15 protein-coding genes are annotated in these 18409 nt (G+C 68.6%); 4 read left to right on the top strand and 11 right to left on the bottom strand.

Annotated elements, in window-relative coordinates; genetic code table 11:
• Position 1: 1 nt before the first annotated feature.
• A complete protein-coding gene (gene ppdK, locus E8A74_RS09075; protein WP_136928554.1) occupies positions 2–2761 on the bottom strand; it encodes a pyruvate, phosphate dikinase in 2760 nt (919 codons plus the stop codon).
• 385 nt (positions 2762–3146) lie between these two features.
• On the opposite strand from ppdK, the gene E8A74_RS55465 reads away from it, so the two are divergent.
• Together E8A74_RS55465 and E8A74_RS09065 are read left to right on the top strand one after the other, a co-directional pair.
• Positions 3147–3269 carry a hypothetical protein gene (locus tag E8A74_RS55465; RefSeq protein WP_269749867.1) on the top strand — a complete coding sequence of 41 codons (123 nt, stop codon included), beginning with the start codon at positions 3147–3149 and terminating at the stop codon, positions 3267–3269.
• Positions 3270–3421: 152 nt separating this feature from the next.
• Entirely contained in the window at positions 3422–5815 is a 2394-nt protein-coding gene (locus tag E8A74_RS09065) for a TonB family protein (RefSeq protein WP_170228987.1), read from the top strand.
• Here E8A74_RS09065 and E8A74_RS09060 read toward each other — a convergent pair whose 3' ends face one another.
• The 10 genes from E8A74_RS09060 to E8A74_RS09025 form a co-directional block, all read right to left on the bottom strand.
• Positions 5816–6433: a hypothetical protein gene (locus tag E8A74_RS09060; RefSeq protein WP_136928552.1), complete on the bottom strand. Its 618-nt coding sequence runs from the start codon at positions 6431–6433 to the stop codon at positions 5816–5818.
• Between the two features lie 44 nt (positions 6434–6477).
• Complete coding sequence (locus E8A74_RS52045; RefSeq protein WP_170228986.1) at positions 6478–7056, bottom strand: C-type lectin domain-containing protein; 579 nt, start codon at positions 7054–7056, stop codon at positions 6478–6480.
• 59 nt (positions 7057–7115) lie between these two features.
• Complete coding sequence (locus E8A74_RS52040) at positions 7116–8135, bottom strand: hypothetical protein (RefSeq protein WP_170228985.1); 1020 nt, start codon at positions 8133–8135, stop codon at positions 7116–7118.
• A 5-nt stretch (positions 8136–8140) separates the two neighbouring features.
• Positions 8141–9652 (bottom strand): serine/threonine protein kinase, encoded by a 1512-nt coding sequence (locus E8A74_RS09050; RefSeq protein WP_170228984.1) that lies wholly within the window; start codon positions 9650–9652, stop codon positions 8141–8143.
• A 165-nt stretch (positions 9653–9817) separates the two neighbouring features.
• Complete coding sequence (locus E8A74_RS09045; protein WP_170228983.1) at positions 9818–10354, bottom strand: OsmC family protein; 537 nt, start codon at positions 10352–10354, stop codon at positions 9818–9820.
• A gap of 30 nt (positions 10355–10384) precedes the next feature.
• Positions 10385–11245 carry an alpha/beta fold hydrolase gene (locus tag E8A74_RS09040; protein ID WP_170228982.1) on the bottom strand — a complete coding sequence of 287 codons (861 nt, stop codon included), beginning with the start codon at positions 11243–11245 and terminating at the stop codon, positions 10385–10387.
• Positions 11246–11271: 26 nt separating this feature from the next.
• Positions 11272–12510, bottom strand: a complete 1239-nt coding sequence (locus tag E8A74_RS52035) for a tetratricopeptide repeat protein (protein ID WP_170228981.1) — start codon at positions 12508–12510, stop codon at positions 11272–11274.
• Between the two features lie 263 nt (positions 12511–12773).
• Positions 12774–13346, bottom strand: a complete 573-nt coding sequence (locus tag E8A74_RS09035; protein WP_136928548.1) for a hypothetical protein — start codon at positions 13344–13346, stop codon at positions 12774–12776.
• The gene (locus E8A74_RS09030; RefSeq protein ID WP_136928547.1) at positions 13334–14308 is read right to left on the bottom strand and encodes a metallophosphoesterase family protein; all 975 of its coding nucleotides are present in this window, start codon (positions 14306–14308) and stop codon (positions 13334–13336) included. Before E8A74_RS09030 ends, E8A74_RS09035 begins: the two co-directional genes overlap by 13 nt.
• 24 nt (positions 14309–14332) lie before the next feature.
• Positions 14333–16291 carry a hypothetical protein gene (locus E8A74_RS09025; protein WP_136928546.1) on the bottom strand — a complete coding sequence of 653 codons (1959 nt, stop codon included), beginning with the start codon at positions 16289–16291 and terminating at the stop codon, positions 14333–14335.
• Between the two features lie 465 nt (positions 16292–16756).
• Between E8A74_RS09025 and E8A74_RS09020 the strand changes: the two genes are divergently transcribed.
• Positions 16757–17941, top strand: coding sequence for a ferritin-like domain-containing protein (locus E8A74_RS09020; RefSeq protein WP_136928545.1), 1185 nt, complete (start codon positions 16757–16759; stop codon positions 17939–17941).
• A gap of 32 nt (positions 17942–17973) precedes the next feature.
• Positions 17974–18408, top strand: a complete 435-nt coding sequence (locus E8A74_RS09015; RefSeq protein ID WP_136928544.1) for a DoxX family protein — start codon at positions 17974–17976, stop codon at positions 18406–18408.
• Position 18409: the final 1 nt, after the last annotated feature.

Here is an 18409-nt window from a genome sequence, read left to right as displayed (position 1 = left end):
ACTACGCCGTCGTCTGGACCGTCGTCGCAGCGCCTTCGGCGAGCGCTGCCTGCGCGGCTGCGAGCCGGGCGATCGGCACGCGCAGGGGCGAGCACGACACGTAGTCGAGCTTCACCCGCTCGAAGAACCGGATCGAGGCCGGGTCGCCGCCATGCTCGCCGCACACGCCGAGCTCCAGGTTTGCCCGCGTCTTTCGGCCGCGCTCGCAGGCGATTGCCACGAGCTCGCCCACGCCTTCCGTATCGAGGCTCGTGAACGGGTCTCGCGGCAGGATGGCCGCCTCCACGTAGGCCCCGAGGAATTTCCCGGCGTCGTCGCGCGAGATGCCCATCGTGGTCTGCGTCAAATCATTCGTGCCGAAGCTGAAGAACTCGGCCTCCTCGGCGAGCTCGGCGGCGCGCAGGGCCGCGCGGGGCAGCTCGATCATCGTGCCGAACAGGTACGACACCGACCGGCCTTTTTCGGCGAACACCTCGCTCGCCACCCGCTCGATCGTCGCTTTGGCCAGCGCGAGCTCCTTCCGCGTCATGGCCAGCGGAATCATGATCTCGAGCTTCGGGGCCGTGCCTTTCGCGGCCACCTCGCACGCGGCCTCGAAGATCGCGCGGGCTTGCATCTCGTTGATCTCGGGGAACGTCACGCCGAGGCGGCAGCCGCGGTGGCCGAGCATCGGGTTCAGCTCGTGAAGCTCCTCCACCTTCCGCACGAGCTCTGCCGGCCGGACCTTCATCGTCGCCGCGAGATCCTCGATCTGCTTGCGCTCCTGCGGCAGGAACTCGTGCAGCGGCGGATCGAGCAGGCGGATCGTCACGGGCAAGCCCGCCATTTCCTGGAAGATCGCGGTGAAATCCTCGCGCTGGTAGGGCAGGAGCTTCGCGAGCGCTGCTTTTCGTGCGTCCACGTCGCGGGCGAGGATCATTTCCCGCACCGCTGCGATACGTTTGTCGTCGAAGAACATGTGCTCGGTGCGGCAGAGGCCGATGCCCTCGGCTCCATACGAGCGGGCCGTTCGCGCGTCCGCGCCCGTGTCCGCGTTCGCCAGCACCTTCAGCCGCCGCGACGTATCGGCCCAGCGCATCAGCTCCTCGTACTCCGCCGACAGCGAGGCCGGCGCCGTCGGGATCGCGCCGAGGTAGACCGAGCCGGTCGCGCCGTCGAGCGTGATCACGTCGCCGCCCTTCACGCTCACCGTGTCGGTAGGCCGGCCGAACTCGTCGTAAATCGTCACGGTCATCGTGGCCGTCTCGTAGCTCACGGCGACTGCCGAACAGCCTGCGACGCAGCACTTGCCCATGCCTCGCGCGACGACCGCCGCGTGGCTCGTCATGCCGCCGCGCGCCGTCAGAATGCCGTTTGCGGCCTTCATCCCGTGGATGTCCTCGGGCGACGTTTCGGCGCGCACGAGGATCACGGGCAGGCCTTGCGCTGCCTTTCGTTCCGCCTCGTCCGCGTGGAAGACCACCTGCCCGCTCGCCGCGCCCGGGCTCGCCGGCAGACCCTTCGCCAGGAGCTTTTTCGGCGCCTTCGGGTCGATCGTCGGGTGCAGGAGCTGCTCGATCGACGCCGGGTCGACGCGCATCACGGCCTCGCGCTGATCGATGAGCCCCTCCTTCGCCATCTCTACGGCGATCCGCACGCCCGCTCGCCCCGTCCGTTTCCCGTTCCGCGTCTGGAGCAGGTAGAGCTTGCCCGACTGCACGGTGAACTCGAGATCCTGCATGTCGCGGAAGTGCTTCTCCAGCCGCTCCTGCGTGCGCACGAGCTCCGCGTAGGCCTCGGGCATGCGCACCTCGAGCGAGGCTTCGTCGTTCCCTTGACCCTTCGCGATCGGGTTGGGCGTGCGAACGCCGGCCACGACGTCCTCGCCTTGCGCGTTCGGCAGCCATTCGCCGAAGAAGCGCTTCTCGCCTGTCGACGGGTCTCGCGTGAAGGCCACCCCCGTGCCGGAGTCTTCGCCCAGGTTGCCGAAGACCATCGCTTGCACGTTGCACGCCGTGCCCCACGCCTCGGGGATGTCGTGCATCTTGCGGTATGTCTTGGCGCGGTTGTTGTTCCAGCTCCGGAAGACCGCGACGATCGCGCCTTCGAGTTGCGCCCACGGATCGTCGGGGAACGGCGTCCCTGTCTCCTCCTTCACGATGCGGCGCTGCTCTTTCACGAGGGAGCGCAGCGTCTCCTCGTCGAACATCGAGTCGGGCAGCTTTCGCTGGAGCTCGGCCACCGTGAGCCTTTGGGCCTCGACCATCCCGCGCGCGGCGGCGGCCTTGCGCCGGGCGATCTCCAGCGCGTCGTCGAAGCGCTTCCGATGCAACCCGAGCACGACGTCCGCGTACGTCACGATGAACCGGCGGTAGGCGTCGAGGGCGAAGCGGGGATTTTGGGTGCGAGCGCCGAGCCCGGCCACGATCGCCTCGTTCAGGCCGAGGTTCAGGATGGTGTCCATCATGCCGGGCATCGAGGCGCGGGCGCCGGAGCGGACGCTCACGAGCAGCGGGTTTTCCGGGTCGCCGAAGCGGGTGCCGACGATCTCCTCCACCCGACGGATGGCCGCGCGAGCCTCGTCGAGGAGGCCTTCCGGGATCTGCTCCCCGGAGGCGAAGAAGGCCGTGCAGACCTCGGTGGTGATCGTGAAGCCAGGCGGCACGGGGATGCCGAGCCGGGTCATTTCGTGGAGACCTGCGCCCTTGCCGCCGAGGAGCGGCTTCTGGGTTCCGTCGCCGTCGGCCTGACCGCCGCCGAAGAAATAGATGCGCTTCGCCATGGCGGCTTCCTTCCATGTTTGGGGTGACGGGCGCAAGAAAAGTTTTCGAAACACGCAACCGCAGGAGGCTTCCGGAAGATGTACGTGCATGGAAAACCCGCCAGAGGTAGGCTCGGACGCTCCCATGTCCTCCACCTTCAAACGCCGCTAGCGTGCGACCGTCGCCGACCTGCTCGCGATCCCGCCTGAGGAGCGAGTTCACGAGATCATCGATGGCGAGCTCGTCCGCAAGGCGGCTCCCACGGGCGAGCACGGCGACGCGTAATCTGCGGTCGTCGCGCGTCTCAAAGGACCGTTCCAGCGCCGTCCTTCCGGCGGCGCGATTTTGGGCGGATGGTGATCTACACCGAAGTCGAGGGGAGTTCGCCTTGACGCAGGTCTCCTCGTGATCGCGGCCGGCCGTGACGCGTGCGTGCGGGCCGAGCCTTTCGAGGCCGTCGAGCTCTCGGTCGGCGCGTTATTCGGCGGCGACGACGACGCCGTGGAAGGGTTCCCCGGCGAGCGATAACGTCCCTCGAAATCGGGGCCGAAGACCCACCGTTTTCGCTCCGAGGGCTGGCCGACGCTCCGCCCTTGGGGCGAAAACGTGCGCTTTACATTATTTAACCCACTGTCCCTCGGGTCGTGAGATGTAGCGGACCGGCGATGAAACGCGCGTCCTTGAAGCCCCCCCTTATCTTCTCGACCTTCCTTCTCCTTGCCGCTCCCCCTGCTCGCGCCGACGAACCCCCGCAGCCTGCGCCCGCTCCACCTGCCGCAGCTCCCCCTGCGGCGCCCGTCCTCGTCCCGCCTCGTCCGCTCGCTGCGCTCGAGGCCGCTTATCCGACGGAGCCGGGCCTCACGGGCGAGGCGGACGTCGTGCTCGACGTCACCGTCGCCGCGGATGGCAGCGTCAAGGAGGCGCGTATCGTTTCCGGGGACGCGCCTTTCACCGACGCCGCGTCCGGCGCCGCGCCCGAGTGGCGTTTCGAGCCGGCCACGCGCAACGGCAAGCCCATCCCCGCGCGCATCCGCGTCCTCGTCCACTTCACGCCCCCGGCGCCGCCTGCCGAGGAGGAGACCCCTCCCGCGGCCGAGGAAGGCGCTCACCCGAAGGACGGCACCCCCGGCAAAAAGCCGACCGCGACGCCGAAGCCGGCGGGCCCTGCGCCCATCGAGGTCCTTGCTCTCGGCGAGCGCCGCGCCGCCGGGACCTCCTCGCTCGGCCGCGCCGAGGTCCGCGTCTTGCCGGGCGCGTTCGGCGATCCTTTCCGTGCGATTGAATCGCTCCCCGGCGTCACGCCCATCTTCTCGGGTTTGCCCTTCTTTTACATTCGCGGCGCGCCTCCCGGCAACGTCGGGTATTTTCTCGACAACGTCCGCGTCCCTTATCTGTATCACCTCGCCCTCGGCCCTTCGGTCGTCAATCCGGCGATCGTGGACCGGGTCGACCTCTATCCCGGCGGTTACCCTGCGCAATTCGGTCGTTTTGCCGGCGGCATCGTCTCCGGCGAGACGACCAAGCCGAAGGGCGAGCTCCACGGCGAGGCGAACATTCGCGTGTTCGACGCCGGCGCCATGGTCGAGGCCCCGATCGGCGACCGCGCCACCGTCATGGCGGGCGGCCGATTCTCGTACACCGCGGCCGCGCTCTCCCTGCTCGCGCCCGACACCACGCTCAATTATTGGGACTATCAGGCCCGCGCGACCTTCGACGTCACGCCCACGGATCGACTCACCCTCTTCGCCTTTGGCGCCCACGATTACCTCGGCGCGAAGGTCGACGACGTCGAGCAGGGCCTCTTCGACGTGCAGTTCCACCGGATTGACCTCCGTTACGACAAGGACGTCAGCTCGCGCACGCGCTTGCGCCAGGCCGTCTCGTTCGGCTACGACCGGACGGCCGTCGGCGGCCAGGAGGGCATTTTTGCGCGCGATTTCCTCCTATCGGCCCGGAGCCAGATCCTCCACCGCCGGAACGAGTCCATGCTCTTCCGGGCCGGGGTCGACGCGAATTTCGATTATTACGACCTCGTCGTGGGGGGCGACGAGGACGAAGAGGCAGCCCAGAACCAGCAGTCGCTCCTCGACCAGTTTTTTCCGCCGCGCCAGGACATCGCGGTCGGGTTTTACGCGGACGCCGTCCTCGACACAGGCCGCGGCATCGAATTCACGCCCGGCGCGCGCGTCGACCTCTGGGGCTCGGGCGGCGTCACTGCGATCAGCGCCGACGTTCGGCTCGCCATGAAGGTCCCCATCGTGCCCCGGTTGAAGCTCGTCTCCGCCATGGGTCTCGCTCACCAGCCGCCCGGGTTCGTTTTACCCATCCCCGGCCTCTCCATCGGCAAGCTCGCCGGCGGCCTTCAGCGCAGCGTCCAGACGAGCACGGGCCTCGATGTGAAATTGCCCTTCGGCTTCGAGGCCACGGGCACGTTTTTCCTCAATGGCTTCTTCAACATGGCTGACGCGCTCGATTCGGTCGGCCGCACGGTCAACGGCGGCGGCGGCGGTCCGGGGGGCCCGGGCGGAGGCCCCGGCGGCCCGGGGGGCCCGGGCGGCGCGCCGCCCCAGGACGACGACGACGGATCGAGTGTGATCAGCGATCGATCGCTCGGCACCGCGGTGGGGCTCGAAATCTACATCCGCCGCAAGCTCACGGAGCGGCTCGGCGGATACATTTCGTACACGCTCTCCCGATCGTCGAGGAGCATCGGTTTTTCCTCGGGCCCAGCACAATTCGATCGAACCCACGTCCTGAATGGCGCGGTTTCCTGGGAAGCCGGCAAGGGATGGCGCCTCGGCTCGCGTGTCGTCTTCTACACGGGTTTGCCCATCGCGGCCGCGGATGCCGCGATATGGGGCAAGAGCCGCACCGATCCGTTCTTCCGCATCGACGCGCGCATCGAGAAGCGCTGGAACCTCAAGAAGCGCGGCTGGGTCTCGTTCGTGATCGAAATGCTCAATGCGACGCTCAGCACCGAGCAAACGGGCGTGAGCTGTGGCCCGACCGAATGCGAGGCCCAGGAAATCGGCCCCGTCACCGTGCCGAGCATCGGCGTCGAGGGCGGCCTTTAGTCACTTCACCTTGCAGCGCGCCCCCGCCCCCGCCGCGGGCCGACCATACGGGACCTTCGGCCCCTTCGGCTTGACATACACCGCGCCGCCCGGCCCGGGCCGCGGCACGACCGCCCCCGAGGCCTGCGGGCGGCCCGACGGCAGCTCCTCGATCGTCAGCACCACGTCGGCCCCTTCCTGCTCCACCGCCGCGATGCTGGGCCTTCGCGGCGCGTCCTCGGCCACCCCGGGGCAAGGCACGCCCTTGCCGCTCACCGCGACCACGGCCACGTCCCCGCCGAGCTTCGGCACCTCGGCTTGCCACAGGAGGCGCGGATCCCCCGGCTCCCCGACCACGACGGCGAGGCACGAGCATGTCGCCTCGTGGGGCGCGTCCTTCGCGATCATCACGTCGTGACGCACCCGTTTTTCGGTGGGGGGCGTCGTGATCGCCCCGGTGAGCGGCGCGGGCGCCTGCTCGGGCTCGCTCAGCGTCTCCGTGCGGCGGAGCGGCTGGCCCGTGGGATCCCCGAGATCCTGGGACCAGCCGGAGTTCGCCGCCGAGGTTTGTTCGCCGCCGCAGCCGATCGAAAGCGCGAGCACGACGATGGTCGAAAGGGAAAGGAGAGCCTTCCGCATACCCCTTCAGAATCGCACCCCCGACGGGGAGGCGACAAGAAAAGTTACGGCGGAGGCGACATTTCGCAGAGAAAGCCGCGTTTTTCGCCGCAGCCCCGGTCGTCGAAGAACGCCGCGGTCCCGGGCGACGCCGAGAGCATCACGCAGTCCTGTTTGTTGCCCTGATCCCCGGGCAGCGCGTCCTTCCACGCCGTGAACCCCCACGGCTCCCCGTTCGACCACGAGAACGCGCCCTCTTGCTGCGCGTCCGTCCCGCCGATCCATACGTCGCCCGACACCACGCTCGCCACGTACCAGAACTCCTCGGCCGTGCTCAGCGCCGCCAGGTCGCCGCCGAGCTTTAGGCAATGCTCGCGCGCGGTGTTCCAGTCGCGCTCGTTGCCATGGTGCAGATAACACGAGCCCGTCGTCGGCGACCTCCATTGCCACGGCAGAGGACATGTGTCGTCGGGGTCGGGGCAGCTCTGGCAGGATGGCTCCCCGCCCGTCCCGCTGCTGCCGCCGCTGCCGCCGGCCGTGCCCTGGCAGCCGGTTTGATCGATACGCGTGCCGTCCTGGCAAAGCGCGAGCACCCCCTCCTCGATTCCGGCGAGTGCATTGCAGCCGAGGGCCTGGCCGAGCACGAAAAGCCCAAGCCACCAAAAGGGACGTCCGCGCGGGCGCCCCGTTTGTCGTTGAATTCTCAAAACACACCTCCGACCACGAGCCCCGCGCCTGATCCCACCGTTCCCACGCCGGCGCGCGCGGGCGTGCCCTCCGGCGCCGTCAGGTAGAGGACGAGCCCTCCCGCCGCCGCGAGCACGCCCGCGAGGATCGCCCCCGTCGCCGCGTCGCCGCGCGTGCGTGCCTCGCTGCGCAGGGCGACGCCGGTCACGTCGCAGAGGTTGCCCTCGATGCAATGGGCGGCCGAGTCGCCGTTCCGCGCAATGGCCTGCATTCCGAGCACCGAGCCCGCGACGACGGACACGACGCCCGCGCCGCCCAGCGCGATCCCCGCGATCTTGTGCACCGAGGCCCTCGAATTCGAAAGGGGTTTTTCGGGCGGCGGCGGCGGCGCTTGCGGGGCGTCCATCAGCTCCGGAATGGTTGTCGTCACCCGCGTGGCTTCGCCCCCGGGCACCTCCAGCTCCACGCGGTAGGGACGTTTGCCCTCGGCCTGGGCCTCGACCACGTGTTTGCCCGGGTCCACGGGCACGGCCGTCCCCCATAACGCGCGCCCGAGGACCTGCCCGTCTTTGCGGATCTCCACGTTTTGCAATTTTTCGGCCCACGGCGCGGTGATCACGAGCCGTGTGAGCTTGGGCTCGAGGGCCGCGGCCCGCTCGCGCGCGACCGTCTCGCGCTCGACCTGCCCTTTTTCGCGCGCGGCATAGACGGCGGCCCGGAACTCGGCCCATGCGCTCGCGGTGCGCCCGATTTTTTCCAGACAATCGGCCAGGTTCAAGAGCGTCCCGACGCCCGCGTCGAGCCTCTGGCTCTCGGCGAACTTGGGGCATGCCTCGGGATAACGCCCCTCGACCATCAGCCATTTGCCCTCGTCGAACAGCGCCTCCGCCGCGGCCCTTCGGGCGGCGCGGTCCTCCATCGGGTCGAGCGGATTCGCGGCGGCTTGGCTGGAGAGCAGCACGACGGCGAGGGCGGCCGCGGGCGCGACGGCGCTCCTCTTCGGATCACGATGAGCGACGCGGAAGGTATTCGTCATGGGTGTCATTCGCGCCCGTCGAAAGGATTGGGGCGCTTCACGGACGACGGAGGTGTCTCCGAGGTCTTGTCCGTGATCGTGCTTTGCGGCCGCGGCTTTGAAAAGCCCCCCTGCGGCGCCTTGTTCCTCGGCCGCGGCGCGGGACGCGCCTCTCCCATGACGGGCGGATGTGCTTTCGTCTCGGCGGCCTCGACCGACACCGGCAGCGGTCTCACCTTCGTGAACGCCGGACCGAGCGTCGCGTCGATTCCTCCACGCGCAAGTTCTGCGAGGACGCTTGGCGATCCGTACGCGCGCTGCAGCCGGATCCCGGCGCCTCCTACAAAGACGAACGCCGCTACGATCGCGAGCAGCGGCACGGGCCGCAGCATTCGTTGCCATTTCGCCCCCGCGGGATCACGCTCGAGCAGCGAGGTCGCCGAGACCGGCGGCGTCGAATGCAACGGCGGGAGGAGCACGCGCGGATCGGTCAACGTCGGGCTCGTGCTCAGGGGCCCGCGCGTGCTCGGGGAGCGCTCCGCGGACGTACCACGCGCGAGCAGGCGCACCGCGCGCTCGCTCGACGCAATGGCCCCGGGCTTGCCGAACGGCGCGAGCGCGACCGCGAGCTCGGCGATGTTCGTGTACCTATCGCCCGGGTTTTTCTGAAGGCAACGCAGGAGCGCCGCGTCGAGCTCCGGCGGCGCGTCGGGGAGACGTGCGCGGAGCGGCGTCGGCGGATCCTTCAGAATGGCCGCGCAGAGCTCGGGCAGGCTTTGCCAGGGGAAGGGGCCTTCCCCCGCGATCAGCTCGTAAAGCGTCACGCCGATGGACCAGATGTCCGAGCGGGGATCGGCGTCGCGCGTGGCGCGGAGCTGCTCGGGCGACATGTACATCGGAGATCCGATCACGGCGGAGGTCGTCGTGAGCGGAGCGCCGCGCTCCGGCGAAGTTTCATTGTCGACAGAGAGCTTGGAGATTCCAAAATCGAGCACCTTCACGGTGCGGGATCCGTCCGGGCGCCGGGCGAGGAAAAGGTTGTCGGGCTTGAGATCACGATGGACGATTCCGAGGGAATGGGCCTCGGCGATCGCCTCGCACGCCTCGAGCACGTACGTGACGGCGTCCTCGATGGGGAGGGGGCCGTTTCGGGCGACGTGCGCGCCGAGATCCGAGCCTTCGAGCAGCTCGAGCACCATGTAGGGCTGTCCGCTCGGCAATCGCCCGATATCGAGCACGCGCGTCGCGTGCTCGTTCTGGATCATGGCCGCGGCCCTCGCTTCGCGGGCGAACCGGGCGACGACCTCCTCGTTCTGCATGGCTGATTTCAGCAGGAATTTGAGCGCGACCCGGTGCCCGAGCTCCACGTGCACCGCGGCCACGATCACGCCCATGCCGCCTTTGCCGAGGACGCGCAGGACGCGATACTTGCCATCGAGGACGTCGCCGATGGCCACGGGCAGACCCGAAGGCTCGTCCTCCCACGACGAATCCGACCTGCGCTCGACCTGCATTCGTCCCCCCCGCCCGACGATCACCCGTGCGACTGCGACCTCGCACACCATAGCGCAGCGCACTTCTCTCGCCCGTGCCTGAACGCTGGTATTCTCCCGTACGGTGCTTTTTAGAGCGGCTCGAATGTCCGCGGCGTCGCACGAGCGCGAAGGGTGTGCGGAGCGGAGGGGACGACGGTGGTTTTGGGATCAGGCCGAGACGCTCGGGCGCTGCAGGACGATCCCTTCGACCGGCGTCGGACGCAGGACATTGTCGAGCATGGGGCTCGTCCGTTCCACGGCGATTCGAATCTCTTCGAGCAACGCGGCATCCGCGTCGGTGTCCACGTCCACGGTATAACGAAGCTGCCCGAACCCGGGCCGGACAGAAGGATCCAGCGCGAGATATCCGCGCAGGTCGAACGGCGCCTGCACCTTGATCACGAGCTTACGATACCCGATTCCGCGCAGCCGCGCCTGCGTGACCCATCCAATCGTGAGGCACGATCCGAGGGCCGCGAGCAAGAGCTCCATCGGATCGACGTGCTGGTCCTTTCCGCCGAGCGGCGTGGGCTCGTCGGTCTCGATTTGGAAGGACCTCGCCCGCGTCACGGCTTGCGCGCCTTCACGCCACTCGGTCACGGTCTCGAAGCTCCCTTTCCCTGCTTCGGGCGCCTTCTCCACTGCGTCGCGCGTGCTCCGGAACCTATCGATGTCGAGGGTGCAGCAACCACCAAGCGATTCCATGGTCATGACCTCCATCGCCGGCGCGTGCCCTCAGGAAAGGGCGCGCAAGAACGCGAGCAAGACGGCGTCGAATCGCGCCGACTCCTCGTAGTGTGGATTGTGGCCGCTGTGATCGAAGATGTCGAGAACGCCCCGCGGCAGCGCGTCGATCGCCTCTGCCCATAACTCCACAGGGCAGACGTAATCGTACCGGCCGCAGAGGGCGAGGACGGGGCAAGTGATCTCGCCGAGCGACGATACGAGGCTCCAGCGCTCCGCTTCGGGGCGGATGACCGATTGCATGTAAATGGCAAATCCCCTCGGAACACCGCCCCAAAGGGCGCCGGCGTCGAGCGTCGGATCGTTCCATACGAGAGGATGCAAGGCGAGGTATCGACGGAGGGTGAGCTCGTCGGGATCCATCGCGCTCGTATCGAGGGCGCCGAGCTCGGCTTGATGGCGTGCGAGGAGCTCCTTCCGTGACGTGCTCGCCTCCGCCTCCCACCGCGCGATTCCCACGCTCATGGCGCGGCTGAAATCGGGCACGCTCGCCACGGAGACGACCGCGGCCGCGTGTTTCGGGTGGCGGAGCCCGAATTCGAGCGCGATGCCTCCGTGGTTCGAATGACCCATGACGACGACGCGATCGAGCCCGAGCTTCTCGCGCACGGCATCCAGATCGTCGGCGAGCGTCGCATACGTCGCTCCCTCAGGGCTGCCGGTCGATGCCCCCGTGCCTCGCATCTCGACGTAGACGAACGTATGGGCATCGAGGAGCCGCCGTGAAAAAGTGCGCCGGTAGAACTCGATCCCGCCGCCCGTGGGGACGAGGATCGACGGGCCCGATCCCTCCGTGAGAACGTGGAGCTCGACGTCGTCCACGCGAATCCGCTTGCTCGTGGCTTCGATCATGATTGGGTTGTCCGGAAAGACGAATTTCAGAATGTGCCGACGCAGCCCACGCCGCCGCCTTTGCCGCCCACGTGGGGGCCACACTGGAGGGTCAAGGCCGGCGCGCGGCCGACCTTCGGGCATTCGAGATCGGGCGCCGATCGCGTCACGGCGAACACCACGATCCCCGTGGTGAGCGCAGCGGTTCCGAGGATGTACCCCACGACCTGGAGCCCGGTCGTCACCTTGATCCCGGATTCGATGGAGGGGCATTCCGGGCTCGCGCCCGAGCCGCCGCAGAGGTTCGCGTCGAAATTGTCGAGCCTGCCCGAATGCACGACCGAGGCCGCAATCGCGCCGCCCATCACCGCGAGCCCGCCGACGCCCACCACGATGGGCCAAACCGGCGCGGTCGCCGCGGCAACGGGCGCCGCGATCGTGCCGACGGGCGCCGTCAATGCGCCAACGGGCGCCGAGAGATTCGGCGCCCCGAGGTTGGGATTCGGCGCCGTGAGCCCAGGATTCGGCGCCTCGATTCCAGGATTCGGCGCCGTGAGTCCTCCCACCGGCGCGGTGAGTCCACCGACGGGCGCGGTGAGCCCACCGACCGCCCCCGTGAGTCCTCCCGTGGGTCTGCCGAGCCCACCCGTGAGCCCGCCCGCGAGCCCTCCGACCGTTCCGGTGAGACCTCCGGCCGCCACGCCAATGCCAGGTGTATCCAGGTTCGCGCTCGCGCGGGCGACCGCGCCCACGGCGACACGCGCGCGGACCGTCAGGTCGGGTTTTCCAGGCGGACGGACCACGACCGAGACGTCCCCCGGCGCGAGGTAAATCGGTGACGTCATTGGCAATTTTGCCGCGATTTGTCCCCGCACGAGCACGAGGGCGCCCGGCACCCCGCCTTCCACCACGAGTCCACCGAGCTTCGCCGAAAGCTCGCCGAGCGCCACGTCGATTTTCGCGCGCATTGGCTCGTACGCCACGCGCGCCTCCGCGCGGAATCGATGCAACGCGAGCCAGGCCTCGTCGAGCCGCCCGGCCGCTTGCAGCGCGAGGCCGAGGTCCCCGAGGATCGTCACATCCCCCGAGAGCTCGAAAGCGCGCTCCAGATCTGGCAAGGCTTCCCGCAAGCGACCCGCATCGATATTCACCTTGGCGCGGGCGCGCAGCTCGGCGGCCTCGCGGAGCTGCGCCTCGGTCCGCGGAGGCTCGACATTCGCGTTTGCCCTCGCGTCGGCTGCCGCATCCACGCGCGCGCCCGCCATTCCGCTGACACCCGCGTCCACGCGGGGCGCTTGCGCCGCGACATCTCCGGAGATCGCGGGGCGACAATTTTCCGTGGTCGATCCGCAGCCCAGCGAGCCGGCGGCGAAACACATCGTAAGGAGCAACGGGGCGACGGGAAAGGAGCGGCGCGTCGAGGCCATCATCCTTCGAGCTATTATCACAAGTGACGTTGCACCATCAATGCAAAGCAACGATACAGCGGCACGATGGAGCGGTACGACGCGATTGTGCGTTGCAGCAATGGCGCGGCATCTCGGCCGGCTTACTTTTTGACGCCAAACACGCCAAAGAGCCCGCCGATCGGCGCGGCCACATGGGACGGAACGAAGAGCACGCGTGCGTCGATCCCTGCGTGAAGAGCCCCGAAATGAAAGAGGATATCGACGCCGGGACCGAACGTGAACCTTGGCTCGATCCCCTGGCGCATCGCCCCGCCGAGCTGCGCTTCGTCCACAATGAAGAAAGAACCGAGGATGAACCTCGGCCTTACGAGCAGCCGTCCGGCCAGCATCGTTCGATCGTAACCGGCTGCGGCGTGCACGAACACGGACCGTCGGCGCGACCAGTAGACGAGCGTATCGTTCGCGGCCGATTCGATGCTGCCGACGTGATACGCCGCGCCGACCTCGACATGAATCGGCACGCGGAGCGTCAGGCCACCGATGAGCCCGGTCGCCGGCCCGAGGTACGACTGCCCGGTGGTCCACGCCGTGGCATATCCGAGGCGGGCATCGACGCTCCACCGAAGCCGCGCCGGCGACGCCTCCCCGCGTGCGACCGACGCGACCAGGGTGGTCACGAGCGAGACCAGGAAGGTGCACGTCAATCGTGACATGGCGCCTCGCCCTCGTCGGTGAATGAGCCTCCCGAGACCGGTACGAATCGCCAGGCGTATCCTTCGGATCGGAGCTCGAGCCGAAGCACGCCCAGCGTATCTATATTCCGTACCTCGCTCCCGTTGTGAACTTCGTCGACGGCGTGCAGCGGCACCTTGCCTCCGGTGCCGACGACGAACCCGCGCACTCCCCGCACGACGTCGATCTGGCCGTCGGCATTCATGGGCGCGAAACGCTCGTACAGGTGCGCGTGGCCGGCGAGGACGACGTCGACGCCGGCGTCCTGCAAAATCCGCCACGAATCCCGCATGGAATCGGCGCTCCCGTGCTCGCCGGAGGTGAACCGCGCGTGGTGCCACATCGCGAGCGTGCAGCGCGACGGGTGCGCCGCGAGATCTTCTTTGAGCCAGCGTGCCTGCGGGGAGTCCGGCCCGCAACCGCCGAAATCGTCGGAGACCGAGGAGGGGACGTCGAGGTCGCCGCCACAATTGGAGTTCAGCATCACGACGTGCCAAGCCCCGATGTCGAAGCTCGCGCGTCCCTCGAAGGGCGCCCCTGCGCCGCCGCAGAAATAGACGAAGAACGGCCCGGCGCGCGGCGCGTGATACTCGTGGTTGCCCACGACCGCGCGTGTGATCGAGCGAAACTTGCCCCAGCTCGGGTGATAACAATCGAGGAACTCGTCGAGCGCGCCGTTGGGATACGTCGTGTCGCCGAGCGTGAACACCGCGTCCGGCCCGATTTGCTCGACGAGCGCCGCCGTCTCTTCCTGCCGACCTCCGGGACACTCGGCGATATCGCCCGCCGCGACGATCACGGCGGCGGCGGGATCCTTCGGCGCCACGGGGAGCGCGGGGGATTCGTCGCACGGCGGGAGCTCTCGGGGGCGCGTGCACGTGGAAAGGCAACCCGCCGCGAGGGCGAGCGCGCCGAGGGCACGAGCCGATGCGCTCCCGTTCATTCGATCACGTGCTCCCCCGGCTCCTCATTCCTTCCAGCGCTCGGCGAGCTCCGGCAGCACCGTCACGGACATCTGCACGAGGTGCGCCATGTGCTGATCGGGTGTTTGTCCCGAATACCCACGCACGTGCAAACCGCCTTTTCGTCCTTCCGTCGTCTGCTCGAGCCTCGTCTCCTGCGCCCCTTTGTTGAACGCGGCGAGCGCCGTTTTTGTGGTCACGCGCGGGGGCGTCGCCTGTGCCGGGGCTCGCTCGGCGCCCACCTCGCGCAGGAGCGCGTCCGCGCTCTCCGACGAGCTCGCGTACTCCGTGCCGCCGATGTTCGAGTGCGTGATCGTGAAGAGCCGCTTTCCCTCGGACGCGAGCTTCGCGAATCGCAAGAACGGCGAGAGCCGGACCGGGTCGACCGTCTTTGCTTTCGGGTCGACGTATGCGGCGTGGATGCCGTCGAGCACCAGCACCGAATCGATCCGCTCGACGTTCTTCGTGACGTCGAGGAGCTTCGCGAGCGCCCCATACCCCGCGCTCCACGAGCCGAGAGCCACGCGCCGCACCCTGGCGTCGCGCAGACCTTGTTTTTTCGCCGTATCTTGGATCTTGTCGATCGTCTGATCGAGCACGCCCACGACCGAGAATTTGTCCTCGTACGGCCCCGAACCATTGCCCAGGTTCACGGTGTACACGAGCGCGTTCAGCCCGGCCGAGGTGGCGCTCTCCTCGACGAGGTTCGTATTGCCGTGGAAATGCATGTACAGGTCGAACGCGCCGTCGTCCGATCGGAATTTCGGCGGGACGTGCAGGAGCCCGCCGTTTACGAAGACGTGGCCCTCACGCTTCAGCTTGAAATCAGCACGCTGCTCGGGCGGCAGCTCCGGCTTGGGCGGGAGGTTCGGCGGCGGCAGGTGTTTGGCGCGGAGCAACTCGCCGGGACCTCCGGTCGCCGCGGCCACGATGCCCGTGATTGCGGAGCCGAGCGCGAGCGAGCCGACCACGCCTCCGATCAGGGCAAAGCGCGCTCGTGGCGAAAGGGCGGGCGGAGCGGAGGCGTCCTTCCGCGATCGGACGAGCCAGAAAGCCGCGCCCGCGAGCAGTGCCGCCGCGAGCGTGATCGTCCCCAAAAAAACGCCGATCCCCCGCAACGCCCCCACGTTCGTGACCACGAGCAGCACGATCGAGAGGACGGCCGCGAGGGCCGCGGCGAGGGCTACGTGCTCGAATCCGAGCGCCTTCGAGCCGCCCACCTTCACGGCCCCGAGGAGCGTCGACGCGCGCGCGGCGAGCTCCGCGGGAATCGCGCTTTCTGTGGATGCCGGTTTCGGGGGCGGCGGCGGGATTGCGGCCGGGGCCTCGGGCTCGGCGGTCACCGTCGCGGCCAATCCGTCGGAGGCCACTTGCGGAAGATCCTCGGGCGCGGCGGGCGCCGTGGTTTCGACCGCTGGAGCCGCAGGTACGGTCATTTCGAGGGGTTTGGGCGCGACGGCCGGAGGCTCGGCGGCCGGAGGGTCCACCGGGACGGTCGCTGCGAGCGCGTCGGCCTTTTCCGGTGCATTCGCGGCGGGCTCCGGCGGCGCGGCGCGGATCAACGTCGGCCCGTCGAGGACCGGCGGCGACGTGGGGGCCGGCAAAGGGTTCGTCGCGGCGATCGGCGCGGGCTCCTTCGAGGACGGCTCCGGCGCGGCAGGCCGCTGCGCGCCGGTGACGATCGGCAGCGGGCCTCCATTCGGCGGCAGCAGGATCGTATCCACTTGCCCGGCGAGCGAACCGGGCTTCTTCGCAGGCATTTTCGCCTCGACGGGCGGGGGCGGCGCTTCGGCGTCGATCACGCCGGAGACCTTGATCGCCGGCAAGGTCTGGTCGCGCGGAATCGCGTCGATCGGCACGAAGCTCTTTGCGCAACGCGGGCACGTCGTCTGCGCGCGTAATGCTTCCGCCTCGATGGTTAACTTCTGGCCGCAGGAGGGGCAGTACAGTTGGATCGCTGCCATGTCGTCCGGCGACCGAGGTTATCCGAAGAGCCCGTCGGGCAAAAGCGGGGAATCGATGCTTGGATCGTGCGACATCAAACGATCGTGGTGGGTTTTTTCGATGGCTACGTAACGCTCGTCGGGATTCGCCCGACCCGCTGATCTCGGGAAAGAACTCCGGCACGACCCCGCGCGTCTCCTCCGTGCCGGGGTGGGGCGCCGCGTGGGGCTCCCACCCCGGCGCCGACGCCGAGCACCCATTTCGCAGGACCTCCCCGAAGACGAAGACCGACGAATCCATCGCTACCAGAAATTGATGGGTATATCAAGCCTCTTGCCATAACTTCCGATATGGAAAGCGTCGTGAGCACGTTCGCGCACGTTCGCTCGGTCTTCTCCCATGTCTGCCTCGCCTTCCGAAGAGCATCGCCGTACAATGCCCGCGCCCTGCATCACGCAGGAACTTTCTTACCCACGAGGTCATCCATGACTGCTCCGCATGACTTCCGCCGGAACCTCGCGCGCCGGCTGGTCGCGCTCGTCGCCGCCGCGCTCCCCGCCACGATGGGGATGGGCGTACTCCCGGGCTGCGTCGTTCAAGAATCCTCTGGCGGCCCTTGCGGGGATGCGACCGAGAGGCGGGCATGTTTTGATTGGCCCGAGGCGTCGCAAGGGACCGGCGGAAGCGGAGGCGCGGGCGGCATCGGCGGTGCAGGAGGCGTCGGCGGCGTGGGTGGCGACGCCCCCGTGATGTGTCCTTCGCAGCCCGAGGCCAAGGCCATCCTCGATGGATCCTTTGGTATGCACACCATGAAATCGGAGGGCACCTTCGAGAATGGCCGATGCTGTTACGATACGGTGTTCCAGCCCCTTTGCCTCGGCGGTCGTCCCTTCCTCGTGAACGAGTCCCCCCGCACGGCCGCGCCCGTCCGCGGCGCCTTTGCTTCCGGCGCTCGCTGTCCGGAGGCGATGGCTCCGAACATCGACGATCTCTCCGCGGACGAGCGCGCGCTGCTCGCGGCTGCGTGGACGCGGGACGGGCTCTTCGAGCACGCCTCCGTGGCCTCCTTCGGACGGTTTGCCCTGGAACTGCTCGCCGTGGGCGCCCCGGCGGACCTCGTGACGCGAGCGCATCAGGCCGCGCAGGACGAGGTGCGCCACGCGGAGCTCTGTTTTGCGCTCGCCTCGAATTATGCGGGCGAGGCCATGGCCCCGGGGCCGTTTCCTTTCGAGGGGCGTATCGAAATCAGCGCCGACCTCGCCTCGGTCGCCGCCCGCGCCGCACGGGAGGGTTGTATTGGAGAGACAATCACCGCGGCCGTCGCGGCCGAGCAGCTCGCGTCCGCCACGGATCCGGCCGTGCACGCGGTCCTCAGGCTCATCGTCGAGGACGAGGCGCGTCACGCCGAGCTCGCGTGGCGCACGGTGGCCTGGGCCGTTCGTGTGGGTGGTGAGGCCGTGCGCGCGGCCGTCGTCGAGGTCTTCGCGGCGCTCGGGCAAGGCGCAGCCGGGGAGCGGACACCCAGCGATCCGCGCCTCGCCGCGCACGGACGGCTCGGCGAGGCCGAGGCGAAGGAGGCCGCTCGGCGCGCGACGGTCGAGGTCGTGTTGCCCGCGGCGCGGCTCTTCCTGGAGCGGCTCGGGGGCGGTGAAATTCGCGCGGAGGCTTGACGGAGCGCGACAAGCGCTCGAAAAGAGGGCGAATGGCTCCCGCCGATCGTCCTGCCGAACCCCCGCTCGCGCCGCCGGAGAGCCGCGTGAAGGTCGTCCTCCGCGTCGTGCTCGCCCTGGCCATGATGGGCGTGGGCCTCCTGCATTTCGTGTCCCCCGAGCCGTTCGTGCGAATCGTCCCTGCGGTCCTGCCCGCGCCGCTCGCGCTCGTGTACGTGAGCGGGGTGGCCGAGATCGCCGGCGGCGTGGGCCTGCTCATCCCGCGGCTTCGGCGCGCGGCGGGCATCGGCCTCATCGCGCTCTACGTCGCGGTGTTCCCCGCGAACATCAACATGGCGATCCACGAAATCCAGGTCGGCGACGACCCCGTGCCCGTATGGGCGTTATGGGCGCGGCTCCCGTTTCAGCTCGTCTTCATCGCCTGGGCGTACTGGGTCGGCGTTCGTTCGCGTCCGGGCCGCGTCTAGC

This window comes from Polyangium fumosum, assembly GCF_005144585.1.
Lineage (GTDB): Bacteria > Myxococcota_A > Polyangia > Polyangiales > Polyangiaceae > Polyangium > Polyangium fumosum.
This window is presented reverse-complemented; position numbering and strand designations above follow the sequence as displayed.